The organism is Pseudomonas sp. O230 (genome assembly GCF_045447035.1).
In the GTDB taxonomy this organism is placed as follows: domain Bacteria; phylum Pseudomonadota; class Gammaproteobacteria; order Pseudomonadales; family Pseudomonadaceae; genus Aquipseudomonas.
On record NZ_JBJGXN010000002.1, the window covers coordinates 37367 to 63230 of the forward strand.

Annotated in this window: 31 protein-coding genes and 1 tRNA gene; 9 read left to right on the forward strand and 23 right to left on the reverse strand. The window is 57.0% G+C overall.

Going from position 1 to position 25864, the window contains the following annotated elements:
- Window positions 1-503 precede the first annotated feature (503 nt).
- Together ACI77H_RS03415 and ACI77H_RS03420 are read right to left on the reverse strand one after the other, a co-directional pair.
- Window positions 504-800, reverse strand: a complete 297-nt coding sequence (locus tag ACI77H_RS03415) for a hypothetical protein (RefSeq protein ID WP_282483153.1) — start codon at window positions 798-800, stop codon at window positions 504-506.
- 68 nt (window positions 801-868) lie between these two features.
- Entirely contained in the window at window positions 869-1438 is a 570-nt protein-coding gene (locus ACI77H_RS03420; RefSeq protein WP_282483152.1) for a hypothetical protein, read from the reverse strand.
- Between the two features lie 624 nt (window positions 1439-2062).
- On the opposite strand from ACI77H_RS03420, the gene ACI77H_RS03425 reads away from it, so the two are divergent.
- The gene (locus tag ACI77H_RS03425; protein WP_407010357.1) at window positions 2063-2317 is read left to right on the forward strand and encodes a hypothetical protein; all 255 of its coding nucleotides are present in this window, start codon (window positions 2063-2065) and stop codon (window positions 2315-2317) included.
- A gap of 102 nt (window positions 2318-2419) precedes the next feature.
- Here the strand turns inward: ACI77H_RS03425 and ACI77H_RS03430 are convergent.
- From ACI77H_RS03430 to thrS, 9 genes are all read right to left on the reverse strand, one after another.
- Window positions 2420-2496 (reverse strand) — tRNA-Pro (locus tag ACI77H_RS03430).
- An 89-nt stretch (window positions 2497-2585) separates the two neighbouring features.
- Complete coding sequence (locus ACI77H_RS03435) at window positions 2586-2942, reverse strand: MerR family transcriptional regulator (protein ID WP_003179985.1); 357 nt, start codon at window positions 2940-2942, stop codon at window positions 2586-2588.
- Window positions 2923-3225, reverse strand: a complete 303-nt coding sequence (gene ihfA, locus ACI77H_RS03440; RefSeq protein ID WP_002553164.1) for an integration host factor subunit alpha — start codon at window positions 3223-3225, stop codon at window positions 2923-2925. The genes ACI77H_RS03435 and ihfA overlap by 20 nt, the downstream gene beginning before the upstream one ends.
- A 3-nt stretch (window positions 3226-3228) precedes the next feature.
- Window positions 3229-5610 (reverse strand): phenylalanine--tRNA ligase subunit beta, encoded by a 2382-nt coding sequence (pheT, locus tag ACI77H_RS03445; protein WP_407010358.1) that lies wholly within the window; start codon window positions 5608-5610, stop codon window positions 3229-3231.
- A 26-nt stretch (window positions 5611-5636) separates the two neighbouring features.
- Entirely contained in the window at window positions 5637-6653 is a 1017-nt protein-coding gene (pheS, locus tag ACI77H_RS03450; RefSeq protein ID WP_007905876.1) for a phenylalanine--tRNA ligase subunit alpha, read from the reverse strand.
- A 109-nt stretch (window positions 6654-6762) separates the two neighbouring features.
- Complete coding sequence (gene rplT / locus ACI77H_RS03455) at window positions 6763-7119, reverse strand: 50S ribosomal protein L20 (protein WP_007905879.1); 357 nt, start codon at window positions 7117-7119, stop codon at window positions 6763-6765.
- 28 nt (window positions 7120-7147) lie between these two features.
- Window positions 7148-7342 carry a 50S ribosomal protein L35 gene (gene rpmI / locus ACI77H_RS03460; RefSeq protein WP_008145659.1) on the reverse strand — a complete coding sequence of 65 codons (195 nt, stop codon included), beginning with the start codon at window positions 7340-7342 and terminating at the stop codon, window positions 7148-7150.
- A gap of 60 nt (window positions 7343-7402) precedes the next feature.
- Window positions 7403-7954: a translation initiation factor IF-3 gene (gene infC / locus ACI77H_RS03465; RefSeq protein ID WP_176469887.1), complete on the reverse strand. Its 552-nt coding sequence runs from the start codon at window positions 7952-7954 to the stop codon at window positions 7403-7405.
- Entirely contained in the window at window positions 7954-9876 is a 1923-nt protein-coding gene (gene thrS / locus ACI77H_RS03470; protein WP_010455934.1) for a threonine--tRNA ligase, read from the reverse strand. The genes infC and thrS overlap by 1 nt, the downstream gene beginning before the upstream one ends.
- A 373-nt stretch (window positions 9877-10249) precedes the next feature.
- On the opposite strand from thrS, the gene ACI77H_RS03475 reads away from it, so the two are divergent.
- Both ACI77H_RS03475 and ACI77H_RS03480 read left to right on the forward strand, forming a co-directional pair.
- Window positions 10250-10552 carry a hypothetical protein gene (locus ACI77H_RS03475; protein WP_192420302.1) on the forward strand — a complete coding sequence of 101 codons (303 nt, stop codon included), beginning with the start codon at window positions 10250-10252 and terminating at the stop codon, window positions 10550-10552.
- 292 nt (window positions 10553-10844) lie between these two features.
- Window positions 10845-11057, forward strand: coding sequence for a cold-shock protein (locus tag ACI77H_RS03480; protein ID WP_003179963.1), 213 nt, complete (start codon window positions 10845-10847; stop codon window positions 11055-11057).
- A 72-nt stretch (window positions 11058-11129) separates the two neighbouring features.
- Here ACI77H_RS03480 and ACI77H_RS03485 read toward each other — a convergent pair whose 3' ends face one another.
- Window positions 11130-11450 (reverse strand): I78 family peptidase inhibitor, encoded by a 321-nt coding sequence (locus tag ACI77H_RS03485; protein ID WP_407010359.1) that lies wholly within the window; start codon window positions 11448-11450, stop codon window positions 11130-11132.
- Between the two features lie 165 nt (window positions 11451-11615).
- On the reverse strand, window positions 11616-11921 hold the full coding sequence (locus ACI77H_RS03490) for a hypothetical protein (protein ID WP_407010360.1): 306 nt from the start codon (window positions 11919-11921) through the stop codon (window positions 11616-11618).
- Window positions 11922-12052: 131 nt separating this feature from the next.
- Between ACI77H_RS03490 and ACI77H_RS03495 the strand changes: the two genes are divergently transcribed.
- On the forward strand, window positions 12053-12265 hold the full coding sequence (locus ACI77H_RS03495; protein WP_033061806.1) for a hypothetical protein: 213 nt from the start codon (window positions 12053-12055) through the stop codon (window positions 12263-12265).
- Window positions 12266-12297: 32 nt separating this feature from the next.
- Here ACI77H_RS03495 and ACI77H_RS03500 read toward each other — a convergent pair whose 3' ends face one another.
- The 8 genes from ACI77H_RS03500 to ACI77H_RS03535 form a co-directional block, all read right to left on the reverse strand.
- Entirely contained in the window at window positions 12298-13326 is a 1029-nt protein-coding gene (locus ACI77H_RS03500) for a nucleoside hydrolase (protein ID WP_407010362.1), read from the reverse strand.
- Window positions 13327-13369: 43 nt separating this feature from the next.
- On the reverse strand, window positions 13370-13774 hold the full coding sequence (rbsD, locus tag ACI77H_RS03505) for a D-ribose pyranase (protein ID WP_407010363.1): 405 nt from the start codon (window positions 13772-13774) through the stop codon (window positions 13370-13372).
- Window positions 13771-14688, reverse strand: coding sequence for a ribokinase (gene rbsK / locus ACI77H_RS03510; RefSeq protein WP_407010365.1), 918 nt, complete (start codon window positions 14686-14688; stop codon window positions 13771-13773). Before rbsK ends, rbsD begins: the two co-directional genes overlap by 4 nt.
- A 56-nt stretch (window positions 14689-14744) precedes the next feature.
- Window positions 14745-15764 carry a LacI family DNA-binding transcriptional regulator gene (locus tag ACI77H_RS03515; RefSeq protein ID WP_407010366.1) on the reverse strand — a complete coding sequence of 340 codons (1020 nt, stop codon included), beginning with the start codon at window positions 15762-15764 and terminating at the stop codon, window positions 14745-14747.
- A 3-nt stretch (window positions 15765-15767) separates the two neighbouring features.
- Window positions 15768-16745 (reverse strand): ABC transporter permease, encoded by a 978-nt coding sequence (locus ACI77H_RS03520; RefSeq protein ID WP_145317149.1) that lies wholly within the window; start codon window positions 16743-16745, stop codon window positions 15768-15770.
- On the reverse strand, window positions 16742-18295 hold the full coding sequence (locus ACI77H_RS03525) for a sugar ABC transporter ATP-binding protein (RefSeq protein WP_407010367.1): 1554 nt from the start codon (window positions 18293-18295) through the stop codon (window positions 16742-16744). Before ACI77H_RS03525 ends, ACI77H_RS03520 begins: the two co-directional genes overlap by 4 nt.
- Before the next feature lie 56 nt (window positions 18296-18351).
- On the reverse strand, window positions 18352-19305 hold the full coding sequence (locus tag ACI77H_RS03530) for a sugar ABC transporter substrate-binding protein (protein ID WP_407010369.1): 954 nt from the start codon (window positions 19303-19305) through the stop codon (window positions 18352-18354).
- A 186-nt stretch (window positions 19306-19491) separates the two neighbouring features.
- On the reverse strand, window positions 19492-19953 hold the full coding sequence (locus tag ACI77H_RS03535) for a hypothetical protein (protein WP_407010370.1): 462 nt from the start codon (window positions 19951-19953) through the stop codon (window positions 19492-19494).
- A 352-nt stretch (window positions 19954-20305) separates the two neighbouring features.
- On the opposite strand from ACI77H_RS03535, the gene ACI77H_RS03540 reads away from it, so the two are divergent.
- The 3 genes from ACI77H_RS03540 to ACI77H_RS03550 all read left to right on the forward strand — a co-directional run bounded on the left by ACI77H_RS03540 (window position 20306) and on the right by ACI77H_RS03550 (window position 22536).
- Window positions 20306-21394, forward strand: a complete 1089-nt coding sequence (locus ACI77H_RS03540; RefSeq protein ID WP_392887108.1) for an asparaginase — start codon at window positions 20306-20308, stop codon at window positions 21392-21394.
- 157 nt (window positions 21395-21551) lie between these two features.
- Window positions 21552-21842 (forward strand): DUF1654 domain-containing protein, encoded by a 291-nt coding sequence (locus tag ACI77H_RS03545; protein WP_076030442.1) that lies wholly within the window; start codon window positions 21552-21554, stop codon window positions 21840-21842.
- A gap of 4 nt (window positions 21843-21846) precedes the next feature.
- On the forward strand, window positions 21847-22536 hold the full coding sequence (locus tag ACI77H_RS03550) for an endonuclease (RefSeq protein WP_407010372.1): 690 nt from the start codon (window positions 21847-21849) through the stop codon (window positions 22534-22536).
- An 80-nt stretch (window positions 22537-22616) separates the two neighbouring features.
- Here ACI77H_RS03550 and ACI77H_RS03555 read toward each other — a convergent pair whose 3' ends face one another.
- Window positions 22617-22982 (reverse strand): SPOR domain-containing protein, encoded by a 366-nt coding sequence (locus ACI77H_RS03555; RefSeq protein ID WP_407010374.1) that lies wholly within the window; start codon window positions 22980-22982, stop codon window positions 22617-22619.
- A 250-nt stretch (window positions 22983-23232) separates the two neighbouring features.
- Here ACI77H_RS03555 and csrA point away from each other — a divergent pair, with 250 nt between their 5' ends.
- Complete coding sequence (gene csrA / locus ACI77H_RS03560) at window positions 23233-23424, forward strand: carbon storage regulator CsrA (RefSeq protein WP_008028241.1); 192 nt, start codon at window positions 23233-23235, stop codon at window positions 23422-23424.
- 179 nt (window positions 23425-23603) lie between these two features.
- Here the strand turns inward: csrA and ACI77H_RS03565 are convergent, their stop codons facing one another.
- A complete protein-coding gene (locus ACI77H_RS03565) occupies window positions 23604-24059 on the reverse strand; it encodes a DUF2214 family protein (RefSeq protein ID WP_407010376.1) in 456 nt (151 codons plus the stop codon).
- Window positions 24060-24471: 412 nt separating this feature from the next.
- On the opposite strand from ACI77H_RS03565, the gene ACI77H_RS03570 reads away from it, so the two are divergent.
- On the forward strand, window positions 24472-25428 hold the full coding sequence (locus tag ACI77H_RS03570) for a tyrosine-type recombinase/integrase (protein ID WP_407010377.1): 957 nt from the start codon (window positions 24472-24474) through the stop codon (window positions 25426-25428).
- Window positions 25429-25864: the final 436 nt, after the last annotated feature.

Genomic DNA, 25864 nt, shown 5'->3' on the forward strand with positions numbered 1-25864 from the left:
CAAATTGAAGGTCCTAAAGCCCATCACCAATAGGTGATCCCATAGAATCACCCCACTGGCTAAATTCCGGCAGAGCCGGCTCTGGCGGAGAGGGTCGAAAAAATTTGGATAGACAGAGTGCTAAAGTCAATGATGAGCGGCGAGGTGACCAAGGGAGCGGCAGCACAGACCTGCAACCCTTACACTCAAGAAAGCTCAAATCTGCGCGTTTACGCTCAGTCAAAAAACAAACCCCGACCTGTATGCGCAAATAGAGGTTTCGGAAATTAATCTTGACGATGATCGACTCTCACAAAGAGAAACTCTGCACGACCACCGACGACCAACTACCGCTCCTACAGCAGCGTACCCAACGGCTCTCGCAAGCTTGTACGCTTCTCTTTAACGCAAGCAGTGCTACTGCCCCGGCGGCACATCTGCGACGCGCTTCAAGCTCAACCACATACCGGGTTTCGATTATCCTGGTGCCTCCGTTGCGCGACGGTTTGACGCCGGCCCTGCCTCTATCGTGCGGCAACCGCGGCGTCGAATGCACGCTGAAGGTCCACTGACGAAAAAGGCTGGGGGATGTGTTCCTGATTAAAGGTGCCACGGGGCATGAAGGGCTTGTGATTGGCGCCGCGATAGGGATTCACGTTGCCATTGTGGAAACACACCTGGTAGTTGGGCTGGATCCCCTGCCCCATTTCACCGAACTGCACGGTCGCGCCTTCAACGGATCGCAGGTTTTTCATCACCTTGCGCAAAAAAATACGATCCAGCGAAGCGAGGGTGTCGACATTCCATTGGAGAGGGTTCATCGCGTGTTTCCTATTGAGGGGGGGTGAGCAAGCGTTGGATTGGCTAATTAAACGGTGAACAAGGGTGGTTAAGCCTGCGTCGACGGCGTCAGTAGCTGCGCTTCGATTTGAAACGCCTCCGCCACCGACAGGCCGTTCATGATGTTTTCGATAATGGCTTCGCGCAGAGCGCGAATGCCGCTCGGGTAAACATTCAGCGGGTCGTGGTAGTGGCCGGCCATCAGTTGTTTCGCTTGCTCACGGGGCACACGCTGAACGGGCGTGACCGCTTTTTCACTATGCTGGCCGTACCGGTCAAAGGCCTGATCGGCCGTGGACCAGTCAAAGGCAAAACAGCGTTGTTGTTCGGCAGCGCAATCGTGCTGCCACATGGCACTGCCCGGGTACTGATCGCCGGCGCTGACGATGATCAGGGTCAAACGCGGCAGGTCGCGCTCTGCCACGAAGTCATAGATCACCCAGAGAATGCGCCCCATCCGCACTGGAATTAGGTTGGCCACCCGCTGATCATCCGGGTAACGGGCTTGGGCGCGCTCGATCAGCTGGCCGTAGGTCAGGGTCTGCTGGGCGCTGGCCAGTTCGATGAGCAGCGGGTACAGCAGTCGGGCGAGCTGGACATCCAGCAATGTACGGGCCATGGCGTGTTCCTTTGAGGGTATGAGGTGGGCCGCCCGGTTCGTCCGCGCTTTAGCGTGGGCGGGCCACCTGGCTGAAAGCGACGCTGGAGTTTGTCGTGCGAGCTTGTGATGCGGGCAGATTAGCGTGTCGCACCCTGCTCCGTCAGAATCTAGGCTATGCGAACGTGGTCGCAGTCGACCCGCCGGGAGGGGCCAATCCATGACCACAAGAAAATCTACTCACAGGATCAGCCTGAACAGGAAGTAAAACTCGCTTCAATCAATTGGCATGCCGTAGCATTTCATTTGGCTTTTAGCGCGGGATCAGCAGCAAGCTCATGGATGAAAAATGCGCCCTGCTGCAAAATCGTCGGCAATCTCACGGCTGCACCTGATCCATCTCAGCGAGGAATCGTTCACGACGTGTTTGCTTGCGCTTGCCGGCGTACCCAAAGTCGGAAAAGCTCATCTGGCTCATGGGGGGCCCGGGGCAGGTGGTGAAGGCATATTTCAGCACATCTGCAAACTTGTTCGGAGATTCCCTAAGCATTGCGCCAACGTGGCCTGCATGGATGCTTGGGACTTACTTCGCTCACTTGCAACGAACGTCTCGTCAAGCCATCGCGTAGGTACATTGGGCACCCGATGCACCTGTTTCGCACCTCCGCACCGCCTGTACCGCCGGCGCCACAGCCAATGGATGAGCGGCTAGCTGTGGTGCTGGCCTTCGAGCGCGACCCGTCCAATCACATCGTCGTCCCTGACCACATCCGCCACTGGCATCCGCTGGTTTTCGCGGCGCAGCAAACGCTGAAAAAGCCGGTGATTGATCAACGCGAGATGCCTAGCACGAACTCACACAGACTCGATGCAGCCAAAATGCACAACGATTCGCGGTAGTTTTCATGTGCCCTATGTGTGCCCTAAATTCAGGCCTTCCTTCACACACAAAAAAGCCGATCCAAATGATCGGCTTAAGTGTCTGATTTTAATCAGAAAATATGGTCGGGACGGAGTGATTCGAACACTCGACCCCTAGCACCCCATGCTAGTGCGCTACCGGACTGCGCTACGCCCCGACTAGGCGTGAAACTCGTTCTTCATCTCGAAGAACGCTCAAGAATATATCGCAAGCGTTTGAAAACTGGAAGTATTCAAACGCATGAATTTATTTCTTGAGGACCACTAGCACATCTTCCAATTCGGCAATCATCTGCCTAATCATCTGTTTGTATTGAGTGGTGTCGTCTTTGGCTTCATCGCCGGACAAACGCAAGCGCGCGCCGCCGATAGTGAACCCTTGATCGTAAAGAAGCGCACGGATCTGCCGGATCATCAGCACGTCTTGTCGCTGATAATACCGACGGTTTCCGCGGCGTTTGACGGGATTGAGTTGAGGAAACTCCTGCTCCCAATAGCGCAGCACGTGTGGTTTTACCGCACATAGCTCGCTGACTTCACCAATGGTGAAGTAGCGTTTGCCTGGGATGACGGGTAGCTCGTCGTTATGACTTGGTTCCAGCATAAGCCTCAACTCGGGCCTTCAACTTCTGCCCTGGACGAAAGGTGACCACACGGCGAGCCGTGATCGGGATTTCTTCACCCGTTTTTGGATTGCGGCCAGGCCGCTGGCGTTTGTCCCGAAGGTCGAAATTGCCGAAACCGGACAATTTAACTTGTTCGTTGTCTTCAAGAGCGTGCCTGATTTCTTCAAAAAACAGTTCGACCAATTCCTTGGCCTCCCGTTTATTCAGGCCCAGCTCTTCATACAGACGTTCCGCCATCTCAGCTTTCGTCAGAGCCCCCATACGTCACTTCCTTAACGTGGCGTTCAACCTTTGTTCGAGCGAGGTGAGGATGTTTTGCGTCGTGGTATTCACCTCATCGTCATTAAGAGTGCGCGATGGATGCTGCCAGGTCAAGCCGACTGCAAGGCTTTTTCTATCAGGATCAATGCCTTTACCCTGATACACGTCAAATAGCCTGAGGTCTGTGAGCCATTCGCCTGCATTTTCACGGATTACGTCCAGTACAGCACTGGCTGCAACGCCGGTATCAGCTATCAGGGCCAGGTCACGACGCACTTCAGGAAAGCGCGATAACTCCTGGAATTTAGGCATTTTGCCCAATGCCACTTCGGCCAGAACCAGCTCGAATACGAAGACCGGACGATCGAGACCTAGGTTTTTCGATAACTCAGGGTGAATCGCGCCAACGAAGCCCACCAGACGACCTTCACGCTCGATGCGCGCGGTTTGACCCGGGTGCAACGCAGGGTGTTTGCCCGGCACGAACGTGAACGAATCCAGTGCACCGGCAAAACCGAGCACCGCTTCCACGTCAGCTTTAACGTCGAAGAAATCCACGACATCTCGACCTTGCGCCCAGCCTTCCGGCAAACGGCTACCGCACACAACACCCGCCAGCATCGGCTCTTGCTTCAGGCCTTCCAGCTGACCGACAAAACGCAGACCGCTTTCGAACAAACGAACGCGATCCTGTTGACGGTTCAGGTTGTGCTGAAGCGCCTTGACCAGACCCGGCCACAGGGACGAGCGCATGGCCGCCATGTCGTTTGAAATCGGGTTGGCCAGCAGCAGCGGCTCGACACCCGGATTAAACAACTCGAATTGTTTCGGATCGATGAAGCTGTAGGTGATCGCTTCCTGATAACCGCGAGCCACCAGCAGGCGACGCAGTTCTGGCAGATCGCTACGCGCTTCCGCCTTGGCTTGTGGTGCCAGACGGGCTTGCGGGTAACGAACAGGCAAACGGTTGTAGCCGTACAAACGGGCGAGCTCTTCGATGAGGTCAACTTCGAGGCTGATGTCGAAACGATGGCTTGGCACTTCAACGCGCCACTGCCCTGCACCATCGGCAGAAATCTTCAGACCCAAGCCGCTGAGCAGTCGCTCGACTTCGGCCGAATCCATTTCCATACCCAGCATCTGAGTGATACGTTGCGCGCGCAGAGTAACCGGAGCAATCGAAGGCAGGTGCTGTTCGCTGACGGTTTCGATGATCGGGCCGGCTTCGCCACCCGTAATTTCCAGCAGCAGGCCAGTGGCACGCTCCATGGCTTCACGGGCAAGCTGCCAGTCCACGCCGCGTTCGTAGCGGTGCGAGGCGTCGGTGTGCAGGCCGTAGGAACGAGCCTTGCCAGCCACGGCAATTTGATCGAAGAACGCGCTTTCAAGGAAAATGTCGCGAGTAGTCGCGGTGTTGACGCCGCTGTGCTCGCCCCCCATGACGCCGGCGATCGCCAGCGCGCGGGTGTGGTCGGCAATCACCAGCGTATCGCTACGCAGGCTGACTTCCTGGCCGTCGAGCAGCACCAGCTTCTCGCCGTCTTCAGCCATACGCACGCGGATGCCGCCATTGATTTCGGCGAGATCGAACGCATGTAGCGGTTGACCCAGTTCCAGCATCACGTAGTTGGTAATGTCGACGGCAGCGTCGATGCTGCGCACGTCGGCGCGACGCAGACGCTCGACCATCCACAGCGGCGTAGGCTTGGACAAGTCGACGTTACGGATCACACGACCCAAGTAACGCGGGCAAGCGGCCGGTGCCAGCACCTCGACCGAGCGCACTTCATCGTGCACGGCTGGAATGGTAGCCACGACCGGGCGAGTGACCTGGGCGTCGTACAGCGCGCCGACTTCACGGGCCAGACCGGCCAGAGACAGGCAGTCGCCACGGTTCGGGGTCAAGTCGACCTCGATACTGGCGTCGTCCAGGCTCAGGTATTCACGAATGTCCTGACCGACCGGCGCATCGACCGGTAATTCCATCAGGCCATCGTTGCCTTCGCCGACTTGCAGCTCGGCTTGCGAGCACAGCATGCCGTTGGACTCAACGCCACGCAGCTTGGCTTTCTTGATTTTAAAGTCGCCCGGCAGTTCGGCACCGATCATGGCGAACGGAATCTTCAGGCCCGGACGTACGTTTGGCGCACCGCACACTACCTGGAAAGTCTCCGAGCCATTGCTGACCTGGCAAACACGCAACTTGTCAGCGTCCGGGTGTTGCTCGGTGCTCAGCACTTCGCCCACGATCACGCCACTGAATTCGCCGGCGGCCAGCGTAACGCTGTCGACCTCAAGACCGGCCATCGACAGACGGGCAACCAGCTCGTCGCGACTTACCTGCGGGCTAACCCAGCCACGCAGCCATTGTTCACTGAATTTCATCCTGCTCTCCTAAGAATTCGTTACGACTAGCGAAATTGCGCAAGGAACCGCAAGTCGTTGTCGAAGAACAGACGCAAGTCGTTCACGCCGTAACGCAGCATGGCCAGACGCTCGACGCCCATGCCGAAGGCAAAGCCCGAAAACTCTTCCGGGTCGATCCCGGACATGCGCAGCACGTTCGGGTGAACCATGCCGCAGCCCATCACTTCCAGCCAGCCAGTCTGCTTGCAGACGCGGCAGCCTTTACCGCTGCACATCACGCATTCCATGTCGACTTCAGCGGATGGCTCGGTGAACGGAAAATACGAAGGGCGGAAGCGTACAGCCAGTTCTTTTTCGAAGAACACGCGCAGGAATTCTTCGATGGTCCCTTTCAGGTCGGCGAAGTTGATATCGCGATCGACCAGCAGGCCTTCGACCTGGTGGAACATCGGCGAGTGGGTGATATCGGAGTCGCTACGGTACACACGACCAGGGCAGACGATGCGGATCGGCGGCTGTTTCGATTCCATGGTGCGGACCTGTACCGGCGAGGTATGGGTTCGCAGCAACATGTTGGCATTGAAATAGAAGGTGTCATGCATCGACCGGGCCGGGTGATGGCCTGGGATGTTGAGCGCTTCGAAGTTGTGGTAATCGTCTTCGACCTCAGGGCCTTCGGCGATGCCGTAGCCGATGTGAGTGAAGAACTGTTCGATACGTTCCAGAGTACGAGTAACCGGATGCAGACCACCCGAGGTCTGGCCACGGCCAGGCAGGGTCACGTCAATGGACTCGGCAGACAGTTTGGCGGCCAGGTCGGCCTCTTCAAACAGTGCCTTGCGGGCATTGAGAACCTCTGTGACACGCTCCTTGGCAACGTTGATCAGGGCGCCGACTTGCGGACGCTCTTCTGCCGGCAGATTCCCCAGGGTCTTCATCACCTGAGTCAATTCGCCTTTTTTGCCAAGGTAGTGAACCCGGATTTGCTCCAGGGCATTGATATCTTCAGCGCTTTGCACAGCCTCTAGTGCTTGAGAGACGAGCGCATCCAGGTTTTCCATGTACAGACTCCAGATACAAAATAGGGGAAGAGCTTGAAGGCTCTTCCCCTATTTATGACGTTTAACACCTGGCCCCACAAAGGTAAGGCAGGGTGACTGTCGTGGGTACTTAAGCCAAGGTGGCTTTAGCTTTCTCGACAATCGCAGCAAACGCCGCTTTTTCGTTCACTGCCAGATCAGCCAGAACCTTACGGTCGATCTCGATGGACGCTTTTTTCAGGCCGGCGATGAAACGGCTGTAGGACAGACCGTTGATACGTGCACCAGCGTTGATACGAGCGATCCACAGAGCGCGGAACTGACGTTTTTTCTGACGACGGTCACGGTAGGCGTATTGGCCTGCCTTGATTACCGCTTGCTTGGCAACACGGAATACGCGCGAGCGAGCGCCGTAGTAGCCTTTAGCAAGTTTCAGAATTTTTTTGTGACGTTTACGGGCAATGACGCCACGCTTTACACGAGCCATGAGTTACTTCCTCTATTCTTGACTAAAATTAACGAAGGCGCAGCATGCGCTCGACTTTTGCCACGTCACACGGTGCCAGCAAGCTGCTACCGCGCAGTTGACGCTTACGCTTGGTCGACATTTTAGTCAGGATGTGGCTCTTGAAAGCGTGCTTGTGCTTGATACCGTTAGCAGTTTTCAGAAACCGCTTAGCAGCACCACTTTTAGTTTTCATTTTTGGCATGTTCGGATACTCCGCATTCAGTTGATAAACATAATCAGAAGGCCTGCCGTGCCCTATTGATTACTTCTTCTTTTTCGGGGCGATGACCATGATCAGTTGGCGTCCTTCCATCTTAGGATGCTGTTCGACCGAACCGTACTCGAGCAAGTCACCTTCAACTCGCTTGAGGAGTTCCATCCCCAGCTCCTGGTGGGCCATCTCACGGCCGCGGAATCGCAAGGATACCTTGGCCCTGTCCCCATCACTCAGGAAACGTACCAGGTTGCGCAGTTTTACCTGGTAATCCCCTTCCTCCGTCCCTGGACGAAACTTGATTTCTTTAACCTGAATCTGCTTCTGGTTTTTCTTGGCCGCGGCAACCTGCTTCTTCTTTTCGAAGATCGATTTGCCGTAGTCCATCAGTTTGCAAACAGGGGGTACTGCATCGGCGGAAATCTCCACCAAATCCAGCTTGGCCTCTTCAGCCTTAAGAAGCGCGTCTTCAATTGACACAATCCCAAGCTGCTCGCCTTCAGCCCCAATTAACCGAACCTCGCGTGCCGAGATATTCTCGTTGATCGGGGCTTTCGGTGCAGCTCGTTTATCTTGTCTCATTTCACGCTTAATAGTAATTACTCCGAATCTGGGCGACCACGCCGGGAAACCGCTTGCGCGAGAAACTCAGCGAACTGGGCGACGGGCATCGAGCCCAGGTCAGCACCTTCACGAGTACGCACAGCGACAGTCTGCATCTCGACTTCCCGATCTCCGATAACCAAGAGATAGGGAACCTTGAGCAAAGTATGCTCGCGGATTTTAAAGCCGATCTTTTCATTTCTCAAGTCAGACTTGGCACGAAATCCGCTTTCGTTGAGAGTTTTTTCAACTTCAGCGGCGAAATCAGCCTGCTTGTCAGTGATATTCATGATCACTGCCTGGGTCGGAGCCAGCCACGCAGGGAACGCTCCCTCGTAGTGCTCGATCAGGATTCCGACAAAACGTTCGAAGGATCCGAGGATCGCCCGGTGCAACATAACCGGGTGCTTGCGACTGTTGTCTTCGGAGACGTATTCGGCTCCCAGACGGACAGGCAGATTAAAATCGAGCTGCAGGGTACCACACTGCCAGACGCGACCAAGGCAATCTTTCAGCGAGAACTCGATCTTCGGACCGTAGAAAGCGCCTTCGCCCGGTTGCAGATCGTACGGCAGGCCCGCGCTATCAAGGGCTGCAGCCAGGGCAGCCTCGGCGCGATCCCACAGCTCGTCGGAACCGACGCGTTTTTCCGGACGAGTGGACAGCTTCATCTCGACGTCTTTAAAGCCAAAATCGGCGTAGACGTCCATGGTCAGCTTGATGAACGCGGCGGATTCGGCCTGCATCTGCTCTTCGGTGCAGAAGATATGGGCGTCATCCTGGGTGAACGCACGCACGCGCATGATGCCGTGCAGCGCACCCGATGGTTCGTTACGGTGGCAGGCACCAAACTCGGCCAAGCGCATCGGCAGCTCGCGGTAGCTTTTCAGGCCCTGGTTGAACACCTGCACGTGGCACGGGCAGTTCATCGGCTTGATGGCGTAGTCGCGGTTTTCCGACTGGGTGGTGAACATGTTGTCGGCGTAGTTAGCCCAGTGCCCGGATTTTTCCCACAGGCTGCGGTCAACGACTTGCGGAGTCTTGATCTCCAGGTAGCCGTTGTCGCGCTGAACTTTGCGCATGTACTGCTCGAGCACCTGATACAACGTCCAGCCGTTCGGGTGCCAGAACACCATGCCCGGCGACTCTTCCTGGGTATGGAACAGGCCCAGGCGCTTGCCGATCTTGCGGTGATCGCGCTTTTCCGCTTCTTCGATGCGCTGGATGTACGCCGCCAGCTGCTTCTTGTCAGCCCAAGCCGTGCCGTAGACGCGCTGCAATTGCTCGTTCTTGGCATCGCCACGCCAGTAGGCGCCGGACAACTTGGTCAGCTTGAAGGATTTCAGGAAACGCGTGTTCGGCACGTGCGGACCGCGGCACATGTCGACGTATTCTTCGTGATAGTACAGGCCCATGGCCTGCTCGTTCGGCATGTCTTCGACCAGGCGCAGCTTGTAATCTTCGCCGCGGGCCTTGAACACCTCGATCACTTCGGCGCGCGGAGTGACTTTCTTGATCACGTCGTAATCTTTTTCGATCAGCTGCTGCATGCGCTGTTCGATGGCGGCCAGGTCGTCCGGAGTGAAAGGACGTTCGAAGGCGATGTCGTAATAGAAGCCTTCGTCGATGACCGGCCCGATGACCATCTTGGCCGTCGGATACAGCTGCTTGACCGCATGACCAACCAGGTGAGCGCAAGAGTGGCGAATAATCTCCAGCCCTTCTTCATCCTTTGGCGTAATGATCTGAAGCGTGGAATCGCTGTCGATGATGTCGCTGGCGTCGACCAGCTTGCCATTGACCTTGCCGGCCACGGTGGCCTTGGCCAGACCTGCACCAATGGATGCGGCGACCTCGGCTACGGAAACCGGGTGATCGAATGAACGTTGACTGCCGTCGGGAAGAGTAATAGTTGGCATGGCGCCTCCTCTCCTAGTGGTGACCCCTACCAAAGGTCACGTGGGTTGGGATGAGCCAGTACAAGATCCGGTCCAGGCCATTCAATAACGAACGCCTGCCTTACAGCGGCAGGAGCCTTGCGGCCAACCGGAAAACCGAACCAGAGTGACTGGGATTCAAATCAGGGTTATTCGAATATCTGCCGCCACCGTGACTGAAGGTCTGCGGAGCTTGCAAATACCCGAGCGAGGCATGCTAGCACAGATGAACGGTCGTCGAGGCGCCTAGGTTTTCCATCAAGGCAAATCAGGCGATTTTATGCCAGAGTGCTGAACTTGAACCGCGCTTTACCCCTCAGATAACAAGACATTGACCCACAAGGAGCATCCCAGCATGCGTCTGAATCGTTTGTTCGCAGTAGTCGCCCCCATCGTCCTGTTGCTGCCGTTGGCCGCCCATGCCGATTGGCCGAAGGGCGAGCGCGAGAAATACATGGCTCAGTGCACCGAAGCGGCAACCCCTCAGATCGGCGCTGCCGCGGCAAAAGCCCACTGTGCTTGCGGGGCGGATGCAATCAAGTCGTACCCGGCCAGCGACATTCAGTCGTTGATGGACAACAAGGCAAGCGATGCACTGAAACAAAAAGCACTGACCCAGATTTCAGCGTGCAAGGCCGATAACAAGGCGAAAAAATAAGCCCGAAAGAACGCTTTAAAGGCCTCAACAGACGATGAAAAGCCTCCGAAAACCGCTTTTTCGTACAATTTATGCAGGTTTTACAGCTTTTTTTATCGTCTTTACTTTCGGTTGAAAGCCTTTTAAAACGGGGCTTTCAGCCACATCAAGCGACAAAGAAAGCCCGACTGTAGGGCAAACAGCACGTCCGGGGGGCTCCCAAAGCGAACATTTCGACTATGATACCCCGGTGTGCCCAGTTGGCCTGAGCAGCACAGTACTACTGAAAATATATGTTTCTTGGAGATACACCATGTCTAATCGCCAAACCGGCACCGTTAAATGGTTCAACGATGAAAAAGGCTTCGGCTTCATCACTCCTCAAGGTGGCGGTGACGACCTGTTCGTACACTTCAAAGCTATCGAAAGCGACGGTTTCAAAAGCCTGAAAGAAGGCCAGACCGTTTCCTTCGTGGCTGAGAAAGGCCAAAAGGGTATGCAAGCTGCTCAAGTTCGCCCAGAGTAATTTCCAGGCGCACTAAAAAAACCCCGTCCATGTGACGGGGTTTTTTATGGGTGAAGCAAAAGCCCAACGATATCAGCCGCAGTTGATGCGTGTGATCACCAGGTTGGCATCGGTGTTCAGGTTCAGGCGGTCGGAGCGGTACTCCAGAGTCACCATATCGTCAGGCTTGAGGATACGGGCATTCTGCGCCCCTGCGCGAACACGCGCCTGCTCCAGCAGCTCGGGCGAAGCCTTTTTGCCAATGGTGAATTCGGCAGCCTTTGCTTCGCAACGGCTGTGACCGGTATCCGTCGTCGTGACAGGGTCTGTTGCCGATTCGGTGGATGTGCTGCTGCAACCTCCCAGCAGGCTAGCAGCCAACAGAGTACCCAATGACGCGAGCTTCCAAGGCATGAAGCCTCCTTTTTTCAATAGTTAAGCTGAGATCGTGCGACCGCCAATCTGGCGTTTGGTTTCACAGGCAGTGCCAGCACTCTACCCTCGCCCCGGACAAGCGGCGAGTTTGCCTGAGCACTCCCGGTCATTCACCCCGCAATCGTGACTGAATATGACCTGCGCTCAATAAATGTCGATGTAATCGAACGGCGGTGATGGCCAGTTCTCTTTCAGCGCATTGAAGATCTGCATGACCCAGACCTCGTCACTGGCCGCGACCAACCCCACATACCCCGAGCCCTTTGCCCACGTCTCCAGACGAAACAGTAGCCCGCCGATATCGGTGCCACCCACAACGCCCGATGAAATGTAGGCGATACCGCCCTTGGTCACTCGCAATTGAGTGTGCTCATCATCACTGGCCGAGGCCAGAAGCTGGCGCACCGCCTCAAGGGTCAAGCCGTCGGGAGTGTTCAAATCGATCTGCACAGCACGGTCCTTGAAAAATCATCAAAGACCAAGTGTCGCATAGCCCTCCCCTCATGCCTAAGTCGGAGTGCCAAACACCCTGCAAAATGGTTAACTCACACCCAGACTTTCCCGAATTCACGAGCGCCATCATGACCACCGTAAGCATCGACGCCGACATCAAAGCCAAGTGGCCGCAAGGTCATAGCTCCTATAGCCCGGGCAGCCCGGAAGAGTTGGCAATCATTGGCATCGATCTATTGGTCAAGGAACTGGGGACTGAAGCGGCGCAGTCCTTTATCGCCCAGGTGTTCGAGAAGTACCCGGCCGACTACAAGGGCGCTGAATACAACGAAAGGGAGTGAAACCCGCAGGTTGGTACCTGCGGGTGTAAAGCTTACTTCAAGCGCGCCAGACGCTGGGTCAGCAGGTCAAAGAAGCCTTGAGCGTCACCGCTTTCAACCCAGAAAGCGTTTTTCGGCGCTTTCAAGCCGTCATACCAGTCGACGATGGTTTGACCGAAGGTCGGGCCTTCGCGGCTATCAACCACCACATTGACCGAACGACCTGAGAACAACTCCGGTTTGAGCAGGTAGGCTATGACCGTAGCGTCATGCACCGGGCCACCCGGAAGACCGTAGTGTTCCATATCGCCTTTGACGTATTCATTGAGAATGTCGCCCACCAACTTGCTGGCGTTGTTGTTCAATGCGGCGATCTGCTTCAGGCGCGCTTCACTGGTGAGGACTTTGTGGGTCACGTCCAGCGGCAGGTACGTCAGCTTGACGCCACTTTTGAGCACCACTTCAGCTGCCTGCGGATCGGCGAACAGGTTGAACTCGGCCACCGGGGTAATGTTGCCGCCGTTGAAGTGAGCGCCGCCCATGACCACCACTTCCTTGATGCCCTGAACGATTTCAGGTTCCTGGATCAGCGCCAGCGCCAGGTTGGTCTGTGGACCGAGCATGGCAATGGTGATGCTGTGGGGTTTGGCGGCTTTCAGGGTATCGATCAGGTAGTTGACTGCATTACCCTGCGCCAGGCCTTTCTTAGGCTCATGCACGGTGACGCCCGACAGGCCTTCCCTACCATGAATGTTCTCGGCATAAATCGGCGTACGCATCAGCGGTTTCGGCGCACCGGCATAAACCGGCACGTCTTCGCGCCCCGCCCATTCACGGGCCAGCCGCGCATTACGCGAGGTTTTGTCCAGACGCACGTTGCCGGCGACGGTGGTCAGCGCGCGGATGTTCAACTCTTCCGGTGATGCCAGCGCAAACAGCAAGGCAACCACGTCGTCGGCACCTGGGTCAGTGTCGATGATCAAGTCGATCTTTTCCGCCGCCTGGGCGCTTGTTGCGGTAATCAGGGACAAGAGCAGCAGACTCCGGAGCAGATGGTGCAGTTTCTGAGCATAGCGGTGCATAGCGCACTCCTTGTGCGTGAAAAAGCAGAGAGACAACAGCGAATCAGAACGTGACCCCGGCCACCAGCACGACGTTGCAGTACGGCTGACATTCGCCTGTACGAACAATCGCCCGCGCCTGTCGGCTCAGGACTTTGAATTGGTCATGACTGAGCAGCTCACGCCGACCCAGCGCACCTTCAGCATTCAACTCATCCAGCGCCACCAGCGCCGACGGCTGCTTGTCCAGAATCTCCTGGGCCAACACGTGGCTTTCGACCTGCATTTCGCTGAGCACAACCTTCAACGTGCTGATGAAATCCGGAACGCCGTGAGTCAAGGCCAGGTCGATCAGTTCGACACCCGGCGGAACCGGCAGTCCGGCATCGCCAATCACGACTATGTCGCCATGCCCGAGGGAGGCGATCAGCCGCGACAGCGCGATGTTGAGCAACGGTGTTTTTTTCATGGTGCTTTAAAGGCCTGTACGTCGGACAAAGTGGGGATCGAGGGTTGCGCGCCGGCACGGGTCACTGACAGCGCCGCTGCGACCTGGCCGAAACGGATTGCTTGCGCCTCGTTGTTGCCGGCCGCCAGTGCGGCAGCGAAACCACCGACAAAGGTATCGCCAGCCGCCGTGGTATCGACCGCCTTTACCTTCTGCGCAGGGAAGTGTTCGAAGCTGTTGCCATTGGCAAACAGCGAGCCTTGGGGGCCGAGGGTGATGATCACCTTGCCGGCCCCCATGGCGATCAACCGGATCGCAGCGACTTCGGCGGTTTCCAGTGAGTCCACCGGCAAACCGCTGAGGGCCGAGGCTTCGCTCTCGTTGGGGATCAGGTAGTCGATGGACGCATACCAGTCTGCAGGCAGCGGTCGGCTGGCGGGCGCAGGATTGAGAATCACGGTTTTGCCCAGTTCACGGCCGCGCTTGAGCGCATGGCCGACCGTGGCATCCGGCACTTCGAGCTGACAGATGATCACATCCGCCGCCTGCAATACCGCGTCAAAGCGATCGATCACTTCTGGGGTCAGCGCTCCATTGGCACCCGCGACGATGACGATCGCGTTCTGGCTGTTGTCATCCACCACGATCAACGCCACGCCACTGGCACCGTCGACGGTGCTGACCGCCTGGCAATCGATATGGTCGGCCAACAGCGCTCCGCGCAGTTCCTCTCCATAGGCGTCGCTGCCCACGCAACCGACCATCGACACCTGCGCGCCCAGTCGCGCCGCAGCTACCGCCTGATTGGCGCCCTTGCCGCCGGAGACCGTGGCAAACGACTCGCCGATCAACGTTTCACCGCCACGGGGCAACCGCGACGCGCGGGTCACCAGGTCCATATTCAGGCTGCCTATCACTACTACTTTTGCTGGCATACATCACTACTCATCAATTCTGTTTCGGCGGTGCTTTTGATTTAGCGCTTTCTACTTCAACGAAACTGGGCGAACACACCGGCCAGCGGCGCGGTCGATTCCCGCAGCACAATACTGGGCGTCACGATCCGTTGATCGGTGGCCATAGCCGGCGTGGCGATCCTGCGCAACAGCACTTCGGCCGCCATCTCGCCGAGCTGCAAGATCGACTGCCCTACCGTGGTCAGCGCCGGGTAGACATAACGGCTCATCTGGATATCGTCGAAGCCGATCACCGACAGCTCGCTCGGTACACGAATATTGCGCTCGGCGGCGGCGCGCAGCACGCCGATGCCGATCATGTCGTTGCCGGCGAAGATGGCGCTGGGCGGGTTATGTTCGAGGAGGAGCGCGGCGGCGCTGTAACCGCCGGTGCTGGTGAAATCGCTTTCCAGCATGCGCTCGCGAGGCACTTCGACACCCGCCTCTTTCAAGGCGCGGCAATAACCCGCCAAACGCATCTGCGCGACGCTGGTACTGGCCGGCCCGCCAATCGTGGCGATGTCCCGATGCCCCAACTCCAGAAGGTGGCGGGTCGCCAGATAGGCGCCGTACTCGTGATCGATGCGCACCAGGTCCGCATCAACCCCTTCCAGCCCACGGTCGACAATCACCATCGGCGTGCGCACACCTGCGAGTCCTTCTGCCAGCCCGGCGTCCCCACCGGCCGACGCCACGATCAGCCCGTCAATGCGCTTTTCCAGCAACACGCGCAAGTAGCTGCGTTGCTTGTCCGGGTTGTCGTCGGAGTTGCAGAGGATCACGCAATAACCATTGCGCTCGCAGTAGTCCTCGATGCCGCGCGCCAGTTCGGCGAAGTAGGGGTTGAGGCTGTTGGGCACCAGCAGTCCGATGGTCGCGGTGGTCTTGGCTTTTAATGAGCGGGCCACCGCACTGGGTACGTAGTCGAGACTTTTGATCGCCGCTTCGACCTTGATCCGCACTTCTTCGCTGACCGGCCGGCTTTTGTTCACCACATGGGAAACCGTGGTGTAGGAAATCCCCGCGAGCGCTGCCACATCCTTGATCGTTGCCATGACTCAGGTCCGCCGGCTTGCGCGCTGACTGCGATAGGTATCAAGTACCACCGCCACCACGATAACCGCGCCGGTAATGATGCGTTTGGTCGGTTCGGTCGCGCCGATCTGCGCCAGACCAGCGGCCAGTACCGAGATGATCAACACCCCGAAGAACGTGCTGATGACCGAGCCGCGCCCGCCCATCAGGCTGGTGCCGCCGATCACTACCGCGGCGATCACTTGCAGTTCCAGGCCGGATCCGGCATTCGGGTCCGCCGCCTCCAGGCGGGAAATCTGGAACAGCGCGGCAATACCTGCCAGCAGCCCCATCAGACTGAACACCAGAATCTTGTAGGGTTTTGGATTGATCCCCGCCAGACGCACGGCTTCTTCGTTGGTGCCGATGCCGATCAGGTAGCGACCAAACACCGTACGGGTCAACACGGCCTGGGCAATGAAGATGATCAGCAAGGCGATGATGAACGACGGCGAAATGCCGAAGGCAATCGGGTTGGACAGCCAGGCGAAAGCATCGCCGATGTAGGCGGTGCGCGAACCGGTCATTTGATAGGCCACGCCGCGTGCCATTTCCAGCACGCCGAGGGAGACGATGAACGACGGAATCCGCCACGCCACCGTGATCGAGCCGGTGATCGTCCCCGCCAATGCGGCTGCCGCCATGCCGAGCAACGCTGCCGGCAATACGCTCCAGCCCCAGCCGAGAATCGCCACACTGACCGTCGACGCGGCGAGTGCCAGCACCGAGCCCACCGACAGGTCGATTCCGCCGATGATCAGCACGAACGTCATGCCTACCGCCAGCACCATCAAGTCAGGAATCTGGTTGGCCAGCGTACTGAACGTGTCGTAAGACAGAAAATGGCTGCTCAGGACCGAGAACAGCACGACCATCGCCAGCAAGGCACCGGCCAGGCCCAGATAGGTGCCGAGTCCGTAAAAATTGCCACTACGTTTACCGGCAGATGTTGCAGTTTTCATGAAAGATCCCTAGGCGCTGCTTCGTTGAGCAGCGCATCACGTTTTTGATAGCCGGCAAAAGCAGCGGCAAGCAAGTCATCCTGGGTCCAGCTATCGCGCTCGAATGTCTCGATCAAGCGCCCCGCCGACAGCACGCCGATCCGGTCGCAGATCAGCATCAGCTCGCGCAGGTCGCTGGACACCACCACCAGCGCCTTGCCCTGACGGGTCAACTCACCGAGCAGCGTATAGATGTCGAATTTTGCGCCGACGTCGATGCCGCGAGTCGGCTCGTCGAACAGCAACACCGAGCAATCGCGCTCCAGCCAACGGCCGATCACAACTTTCTGCTGATTACCGCCGGACAGCTCCGACACCAATTGCGTCGGGCTGGAACTGCGGATCCGCATGGCGTCGATCTGACGCTGGGCCAGGGACATCTCGTCACCGTTGTTGACGAAGCCACCGCTGGAAATCATCGGCATGTTGCCCAAGGCAATGTTTGCGCTGATCGACTGCGTCAGCAGCAAGCCCTCGCCCTTGCGGTCTTCGGTGATCAGGGCGATGCCGTGATCGACCGCGTCCACCGGTGAACGAATACTCACGACCTTTGCCGGTGAACCCAGCGCAACCGTGCCGCTGTCCGCCGTGTCGGCGCCGAAGATCAGGCGCAGCAACTCGGTGCGCCCTGCCCCGATCAAACCGGAAATCCCGTAGATCTCGCCGGCGCGCACTTCGAAAGAGACGTCGCGCACCTTGTCGGAGCGGGTCAGCCCCTTGACCGTCAACGCCGGAGCGCCAATCTTGCGCGGGCCCATGTCGATGTGTTCACCCAATTCACGGCCGACCATCAGGGTGACCAACTGCTCACTGTTGTAATTGGCCATCGGCTCGACGCAGACCAGGTTGCCATCGCGCAACACCGCAATGCGCTGAGCCACCCGCGCCAGCTCTTCGAGGCGATGCGAAATGTAGATGATCGACACGCCGCGAGCCTGCAGACGCGTGATTTGCTCGAACAGCATTTCGACTTCACGGGCCGTCAGCATCGCGGTGGGTTCGTCGAGGATAAGCACATGGCAATCGCCGATCAGGTTGCGGGCGATCTCGACCATTTGCTGGTGACCGATACCCAGTTCGCCGACGAGAGTGTCCGGGTCGATCGCGTCGAGCCCGACCTGAGCCATGGCTTCGATCGCAGCCTTGCGCAATTGCTTGCGGCTGATCCAGCCGCCGTTGCTCGGCAGGTTATCGAGAAACAGGTTTTCCGCCACCGACAGGGTCGGCAACAGATTGAGTTCCTGCATGACCATGCGGATGCCCAGGTCTTCAGCCTGGGTACGGCTGCCGGGGCGGTAATCCTGCCCCTGGAATTGCATCTGGCCGGTGGTCGGCGTGACCAGTCCACCGATGATCTTCGACAGCGTGCTTTTGCCGGCGCCGTTCTCGCCGGTCAGCGCCAACACCTCGCCGCGCATCAGCGTCAGCTCGATGCCGGTGAGGACAGGTTGCGCGTAGGTCTTGCCGATACCGCTGACCGAGAGGACAGCGTTCGGAGCGGAAACAGACATAAAAACTCTCCATGCGCTCGCCCGGACGGGCGAGCACCGTTGTGTCGCCAGAAGGTCTACTTGGTGACCAGCTCTACCGGCGTTTCGATCACGCCGTTGCTGCCGCTGTCGACTTTCTCGCCTTTGATGATCTTCAGCGCCGTCTCGATGCCGAACACCGCTTGCCGGGCAGCGAACTGGTCAGCGGTGGCCAGGACGCGGCCGTCCTTGAGCATAGGCTTGATGGCGTTGATGTTGTCGTAGCCGACCACTTGCACCTTGCCGGCCTTGCCCGCCGCACGCACGGCAGACACTGCGCCGACGGCCATGCTGTCGTTGCCGGCCAGCAAGGCTTTGACTTGCGGGTATTCGCTGAGGATCGACGCGGCGACCTTGTTGCCTTTATCGATTTCCCAATCGCCGGATTGCAGGGACACGACCTTGATCTGCGCCGCTTCCATCGCATCCTTGAAGCCGGCAGTACGGGCCTGGGCATTGGTGGTGGTGGACACACCCTCGATGATGCCGACTTCGTCACCGGCCTTCAGCTGTTTGGCCAGGTATTCACCCACCAGGCGCGCACCTTTGCGGTTGTCGGGACCTACGAACGGAACATTGATATTTTTGCTTTTGACGACCGCTGGATCCAGCTGGTTATCGATGTTGATCACGGTGATGCCGGCATCGATGGCTTTCTTGATCACCGGAACCATGGCCTTCGAGTCCGCGGGGGCGATGACCAGCGCGTTGACCTTGGCCAGAATCATTTGCTCGACGATACGTGTCTGGCCCGCCGTGTCTGTTTCGTCCTTGATACCGTTGGAGATCAGGTCGAAATCGGCGGAATGGTCTTTCTGATACGCCTTGGCACCGTCTTCCATGGTCAGGAAGAATTCGTTGGCCAGGGATTTCATGACCAATGCAACTTTGGGTTTTTCAGTGTCGGCGAAGGCCGAGGAGACAGGCAACGCGGCGGATGCGACAGCCAGCATAGCGACAGCGAGAAGACGTCCAGCGAATGGCAGCTTCATGGGTTCACTCCGATCTTATGATTATTCTGAGCAACGCTTGCGCTGGCGTAAGTTTTACCGCGTGAGCCAATGGCACAAGCCATCGGCAGTGCCGCGCAAACGTTTGCGTAGACAGAACTATGCGAACCCTGCCGATATTTGTCAACGACCGAAAAGCACGCTTTGCGCTTGCGCCAACAAAACCGGTTATGCCGTGGTGCTGATCACGCCGCCCGCACTGGAGCCCTTCGCCAATTCCTTGACGAGATTGCCTGTGACTTCCGCCAGCGCCCCACTGGTGTTGGCAATTTGCCCTTGAATCGACATGACGGCAGCCGTCTTGGCTTCCGGTGTCGGGTAAGTCGCCACTTGAGCCGCTGCCAATTGTTGCTGTTGTTCGCGCAGTTGCTGCTGCAGTTCCTGCATACGCTTGAGCAACAGCTTCACCACAACGCTTTGATCGCTGCCGCTTTCGCTATCGCTTTCCGTTTTCGTTTCGATCACCGCGCCGCCACCGGTCCGGACCTTGGTTGCGCCACCCTCCTCCTGGGTACCCAACGCCTGTGTCGAAGCCTCGGAAGTTGATTCGCTCAAGGCGTTGATCGTTGCGGTGGACTTGCCACCGATGGTGATTGCGCCTGCATTGGGAAAGCCGATCGAAAACGACATGTGAACTCCTGAAAAAAATAATCCTTCAGAGAAGCATCGACCTGTACGCAGGTTTCTTTAGCAATGATTTGCCCTCTGGCAAAGCGACTTGACCAACAGAAGCTGTAGCCCTTTTCGGAGAGCCGAACGCAAATGACAAACATATTCGGAAAACCGGACAACAGAACGTTTAATTCCAGTTCAACACAATGCAAATAACTGATAAAAATCATTAAGTTAAAGCTATTTTTTATTTCCAAGTATGACTGGTACAGATCCTGCTCCCTCTCATTCACCCCGAACGTTCAGATCTGTCCGGGGCGCATCTAGATGAACCTGCATCCGCACTGTCTCACTACTAGAGAGAAAAATAATGACATCTGCTTTCAAGACTTTTGTTCCGGGCGCCTTGGCCCTCCTGCTGCTCCTTCCGACCGCCCTTCAGGCAAAAGAAGTCGAAACCAAACAGAAACTGGCGAACGTGGTGATCCTGGCCACCGGCGGCACCATTGCCGGCGCGGGCGCCAGCGCCGCCAACAGCGCGACTTATCAAGCGGCGAAAGTCGGCATCGAGCAGCTGATCGCTGGCGTTCCGGAACTGAGCCAACTGGCTAATGTTCGCGGCGAACAGGTCATGCAGATCGCCTCCGAAAGCATTACCAACGACAACCTGCTGCAACTGGGTCGTCGAGTGGCCGAACTGGCTGACAGCAAAGACGTCGATGGCATCGTCATCACCCACGGCACCGACACCCTGGAAGAAACCGCCTACTTCCTGAACCTGGTGGAAAAAACCGACAAGCCAATCATCGTCGTGGGGTCCATGCGCCCTGGCACTGCAATGTCCGCCGACGGCATGCTCAACCTGTACAACGCCGTGGCCGTGGCCAGCAGCAAAGACGCGCGCGGCAAAGGCGTGCTGGTGACCATGAACGATGAAATCCAGTCGGGTCGTGACGTCAGCAAGATGATCAACATCAAGACCGAGGCGTTTAAAAGTGCCTGGGGTCCGCTCGGCATGGTGGTCGAAGGCAAATCCTACTGGTTCCGCCTGCCGGCCAAGCGTCACACCATGGACTCGGAGTTCGACATCAAGAACATCAAGAGCCTGCCTGACGTCGAAATCGCCTATTCCTATGGCAACGTGAGTGATACCGCCTACAAAGCGCTGGCTCAGTCCGGCGCCAAAGCCATCATCCACGCAGGCACCGGCAACGGCTCGGTTTCTTCGCGTGTGGTTCCGGCCCTGCAAGCCCTGCGTAAGGATGGCGTGCAAATCATTCGTTCCTCCCACGTCAACGCCGGTGGCTTCGTACTGCGTAACGCCGAACAGCCTGACGACAAGTACGACTGGGTTGTGGCCCATGACCTGAACCCACAGAAGGCTCGCATCCTGGCCATGGTCGCGCTGACCAAGACCAATGACAGCAAAGAGCTGCAACGGATGTTCTGGGAATACTGATTCACCCTCGCCCGATCGGCTCCGGTCGGGCACCGTTTTCACCACTCGCCAGCCGTGGCGAGTGGTCTCCTTTCTGATAAAAAAATCTCCTTCGTCCTACACCAAACGGGTAAAAGCGCTGTCAGAGGATTTTCTTGAATTTTAAGCAGTTGCGAAAATGCTTACAGTTAAATACTGTATGCACGTACAGCTTAATAAGGATAATTCCGTGGCCACCACCTCCGCCTCTCCTGACGCCTATGAACGCATGGGTATGCGCGTTCAGAAAATCATCAATTCCCCCACCGCCCAGAAAGCCAAGGCGGCCCTGATCTTCCGTCTTCCGGACGAGCCAGTGGATGAGTGGGAGCAACTACTCGAAGAAATCGACGAAAACGACAACGTCACCCTCGCCTACCGCGACGATGGCGGTGTGCAGATTTTCTGGGTTGTGCCGAAGGAAGATTGAGTCAATGAGTGTCCGTTGTTTTGCTTTGCTGTTTCTGCTCTTCGCGATGGGCGCGCAAGCTGACGCCCCGCGCACCTTCAATGAAGCCAAGAAAGTCGCCTGGAAACTGTACGCCCCGCAATCCACCGAGTTTTATTGCGGCTGTAAATACACCGGCAATAAGGTGGACCTCTCGGCCTGCGGTTATGTGCCACGCAAAAATGCCAAGCGCGCTTCGCGGATCGAGTGGGAGCACATCGTCCCGGCCTGGCAGATCGGCCATCAGCGCCAGTGCTGGCAGGAAGGGGGGCGTAAGAACTGCACGCGCTACGATTCGACCTACCAGAAGGCCGAGGCCGACTTGCATAATCTGGTGCCGAGCATCGGCGAGGTGAATGGTGATCGCAGCAATTTCAGTTTTGGCTGGCTGCCGGAGCAATCGGGGCAATACGGTTCGTGCCTGACCCAGGTCGACTTCAAGGCGAAAAAGGTCATGCCCCGCCCTTCCATTCGCGGCATGATCGCCCGGACTTACTTTTACATGAGCAAGCAGTACGGTTTGCGCCTGTCGAAACAGGATCGGCAACTGTACGAAGCATGGAACAAAACCTATCCAGTACAGGCCTGGGAACGTCAGCGCAATCAGAGCGTGGCGTGCGTGATGGGACGCGGCAATGAGTTTGTCGGGCCGGTGGACATGAAAGCGTGCGGTTAAGCACTTGTTGAAAACATAAAGGCCTGGGGTTGAATGCCCCAGGCCTTTTTCGTTTTCAATCGTGCTGGCGCCAAGGCACCTTACTGAGTCATCGGATGCTCGATGACCAGCAGTTCGATGTTCTGTTTTTTTGCCCGGGTCAGCGCCGCGCGCACCTCTTCCTGCTTGGCTTCAGCTTCGGCTTTCGAATTGAATGGCCCCATCAGAATGCGGGTCTTGCCATTTTCCTTGACCACGCTGGAAATGAAACTGTGCTCGATCAGCCAGCCACTCAGGTCGCTGACAGCCTGGGTTATTTCGCCTCGAACCTCCAGATCCCACTGCGGCGCAGATACCGCCGTCGGTGCTGCCGCCACGACTGGCTGCGGCTTTGGCGCATCAACGCGCTTACCCTCACCGCATCCCGCCAATGCCAGTACTGCGATTACCAAAGCCATTTTGCGCACAACGCTTCCCTCTGAATCCTGAAAACGGGGATTTTAACACTCATGAATACTTCTCGAGTGCCGCAAAATGGGCTCAAAACAACGAGAATCATGGAGGCGGCCTCTGTATAGTTACGCCTTGGGAATTAATGCAGCATCTGCGCGTCAGAAAGAGGCACCCAAACCGTGAGACTTCGCACTAATCTATACATACCACCGACCTCTGCACTGTCCGAATCAGGTGCCCTACAAAGCAATCAAGGAGAAGACCATGCTGATACTCACCCGCAAAGTCGGTGAAAGCATAAACATTGGTGATGACATTACGATCACCATTCTGGGCGTAAGCGGCCAGCAAGTCAGAATTGGCATCAACGCCCCGAAAGACGTTGCGGTGCACCGCGAAGAAATCTATCAGCGCATTCAGGCTGGCCTGACCGCCCCGGACAAGCCGCAATCCTGAATCCTGCTGCAGTCAGTAGCCAGCCTGTTCGCCCCGGAACCACGGCTGGCTAAAGATTCACGCACTGCGATCACTTCCGCCCCCATTCCCGAATGTGAAGCCGATATTACCGGCATGTCTCACGTCATGGCTGTCGGACGTTTCGGATTAAGCCTGGGGAAGTATGCCTTCGCACTCGGCTAACCAAACGTCACCCCCCGCGCCATGCCCGTGGCTGCCACAACCATCAGCATCAGCAGCAGCGCTTCGATATGACTGATTCGCGCGAACAACTTCGCACGACCGGCATCAATGGCTACGCCGCGCGCCTGCGCAATTCTCCACTTGATCAGCCTGATCATCGGCGCAACTTCAAGCAGCAGGATGAGAACGAAAAGCGTCATCTTTAGATGGAACAACGGCTGGTGAAGATAGTAGTCAGTGCCCTTTTCGTACCCGGCAAAGGCTCGCATCCCACCGGTGATCAACAGGATGACGGCAGAAATACCCCACAGATTATCTGCAATCAAGACGCTGCGCGCCTCACCCAACCCGGCAGCCAGCCTCCGGAAAGCGCTACCGCGAGCCAGCACAGCCCAAAAGCCCAGGGCAAACGCCAAGAGATGGATCGCAGCAAGAAACCAGTGGGCTAGCATCGATATACTCCAGTCGGGTGTTGAGTTCGATCAGCCTGTCAGTAGTAGCCTATAAAATCGGGGACTGCCTGCTCAGCGGTTATCGCTTGCACTGGTGGTGATTGCAGGCGCTCTCGTCGACGTCCTCGTCGGATGGACCGACAAAGCAATAACGCTCTCCTCCGTGAAAGCAGAGAGAACACCGCGATGTGTCCGGGATTTGCAGTCCGATTTGCAAATCGCAGACAACAAAAAAGGGCCCACCTTTCGGTGAGCCCTTCTAGACCGCCCAGCAGAGCGGATTTTGTTTGGTAGGCGCGATTGGACTCGAACCAACGACCCCCACCATGTCAAGGTCTGCTAGGAGCAAGCTCCCAGCCCTGCTGCTCTTGGACTTCGCAGAACGCCCATTCACATATATGAGGCGTCAACAATGGCAAATTTCCGCCTACTTCCGTCCGGCAACTGGAATGCTCAGGTACGGGTTAAAGGCAAATCTCCCCAGTCGAAAACCTTCAGCACCAAAGCCGAAGCAGAGTCATGGGCGAAACAAATCGAAGCCGTGACGTTGGATCGCAAGCATCACACCGTCTATACACTTGGGATGATTTACTGCGAAACCATGCTCAAAGGGAAAGGCAGCTACAACCACGCCGTAAAGATCGTTGAGCACCTAGGCAGGCATTTCACCCAGCCTATTCATGAAATCACGCCGCAGATGATCAATGACTTCAAGATCATGCGACTGAAGAAGGTGAAGCCATCCACGTGCAGGACGCAGCTCGCATTCATGTCGCGGTTCTACCGATTCGCAAAACGCGGCTTGCTGATCGACATTCACAACCCTGTAAGCGATATCACACTCCCAAAGCCCGACCGGTCTTCTGACAAGGTAATCCGTGCAAGCGAGCTTGAGCGCCTGCTGGCGAAGTTATCTCCCACCATGAAGCTCATCGTTGAGCTTGCTTATGAAACAGCGATGAGGCGCTCTGAAATCCTGAAGCTGACGAAAGACTGCCTGCACCTCAATGAGCGTATTGCCGACGTGATCGACGGAAAGAACGGAACGAGGTCTGTCCCCCTCACCCATCGTGCTGTTGAAATCCTTCAGCTCGCCGAACTCTGGGCCACCGTAGATCGCCATCCGTATGGCTTGATCTTCACTGTCACACCCCACGCAGTCTCTCAGGCTGTCCGTCTGGCACGCGTAAAGGCTGGACTTGATAGCAGCGTCAGGTTGCACCAGCTCAGGCACACCAGAATCACCAATGTGGCGAAGAAAGGATTCAACAACGCCCAAATCATGATCGTCTCAGGACACAGAGATACTCGATCCGTAGCGCGGTACTCTCACTTGAACGTCAGAGATGTGCTGCACCTTATTGATTGACCAACCCAATGGGCTGCCAGCCTCGATTAACTGAAGGGTTGGCGGCCTCGAAAACTCGCTCAAAACCATCGATAAACCCCAGCAGAACCTTCATTGATTTCTTCCTACTCCAATCACCCAGCTCCATTCTGCCCAGTGTTTACTAGGTGAATTGACACTCTGGGCTAAGCATGGCGCTTTCTCTCCGATGGAAACTGGTTTAAGGAAAAATGGCACGGTGCTTCATGCGCCCAGAATGATTGGCGCCTAAACACATCTGAACTCTGATCGCAACCACTTCTTGACAAGCGGCTAAAAATCTGTAGAATACGTCGCCTACCCAGTAGGTAGACAGACAATGTTGAAGCCTCCACCGCGACCACCAAACAGGTGCCTTGCATGGGGGCTTCGTCTTGTCTGGGATTTGATAAACCCACCCGGCGATCACGCCGAAGGA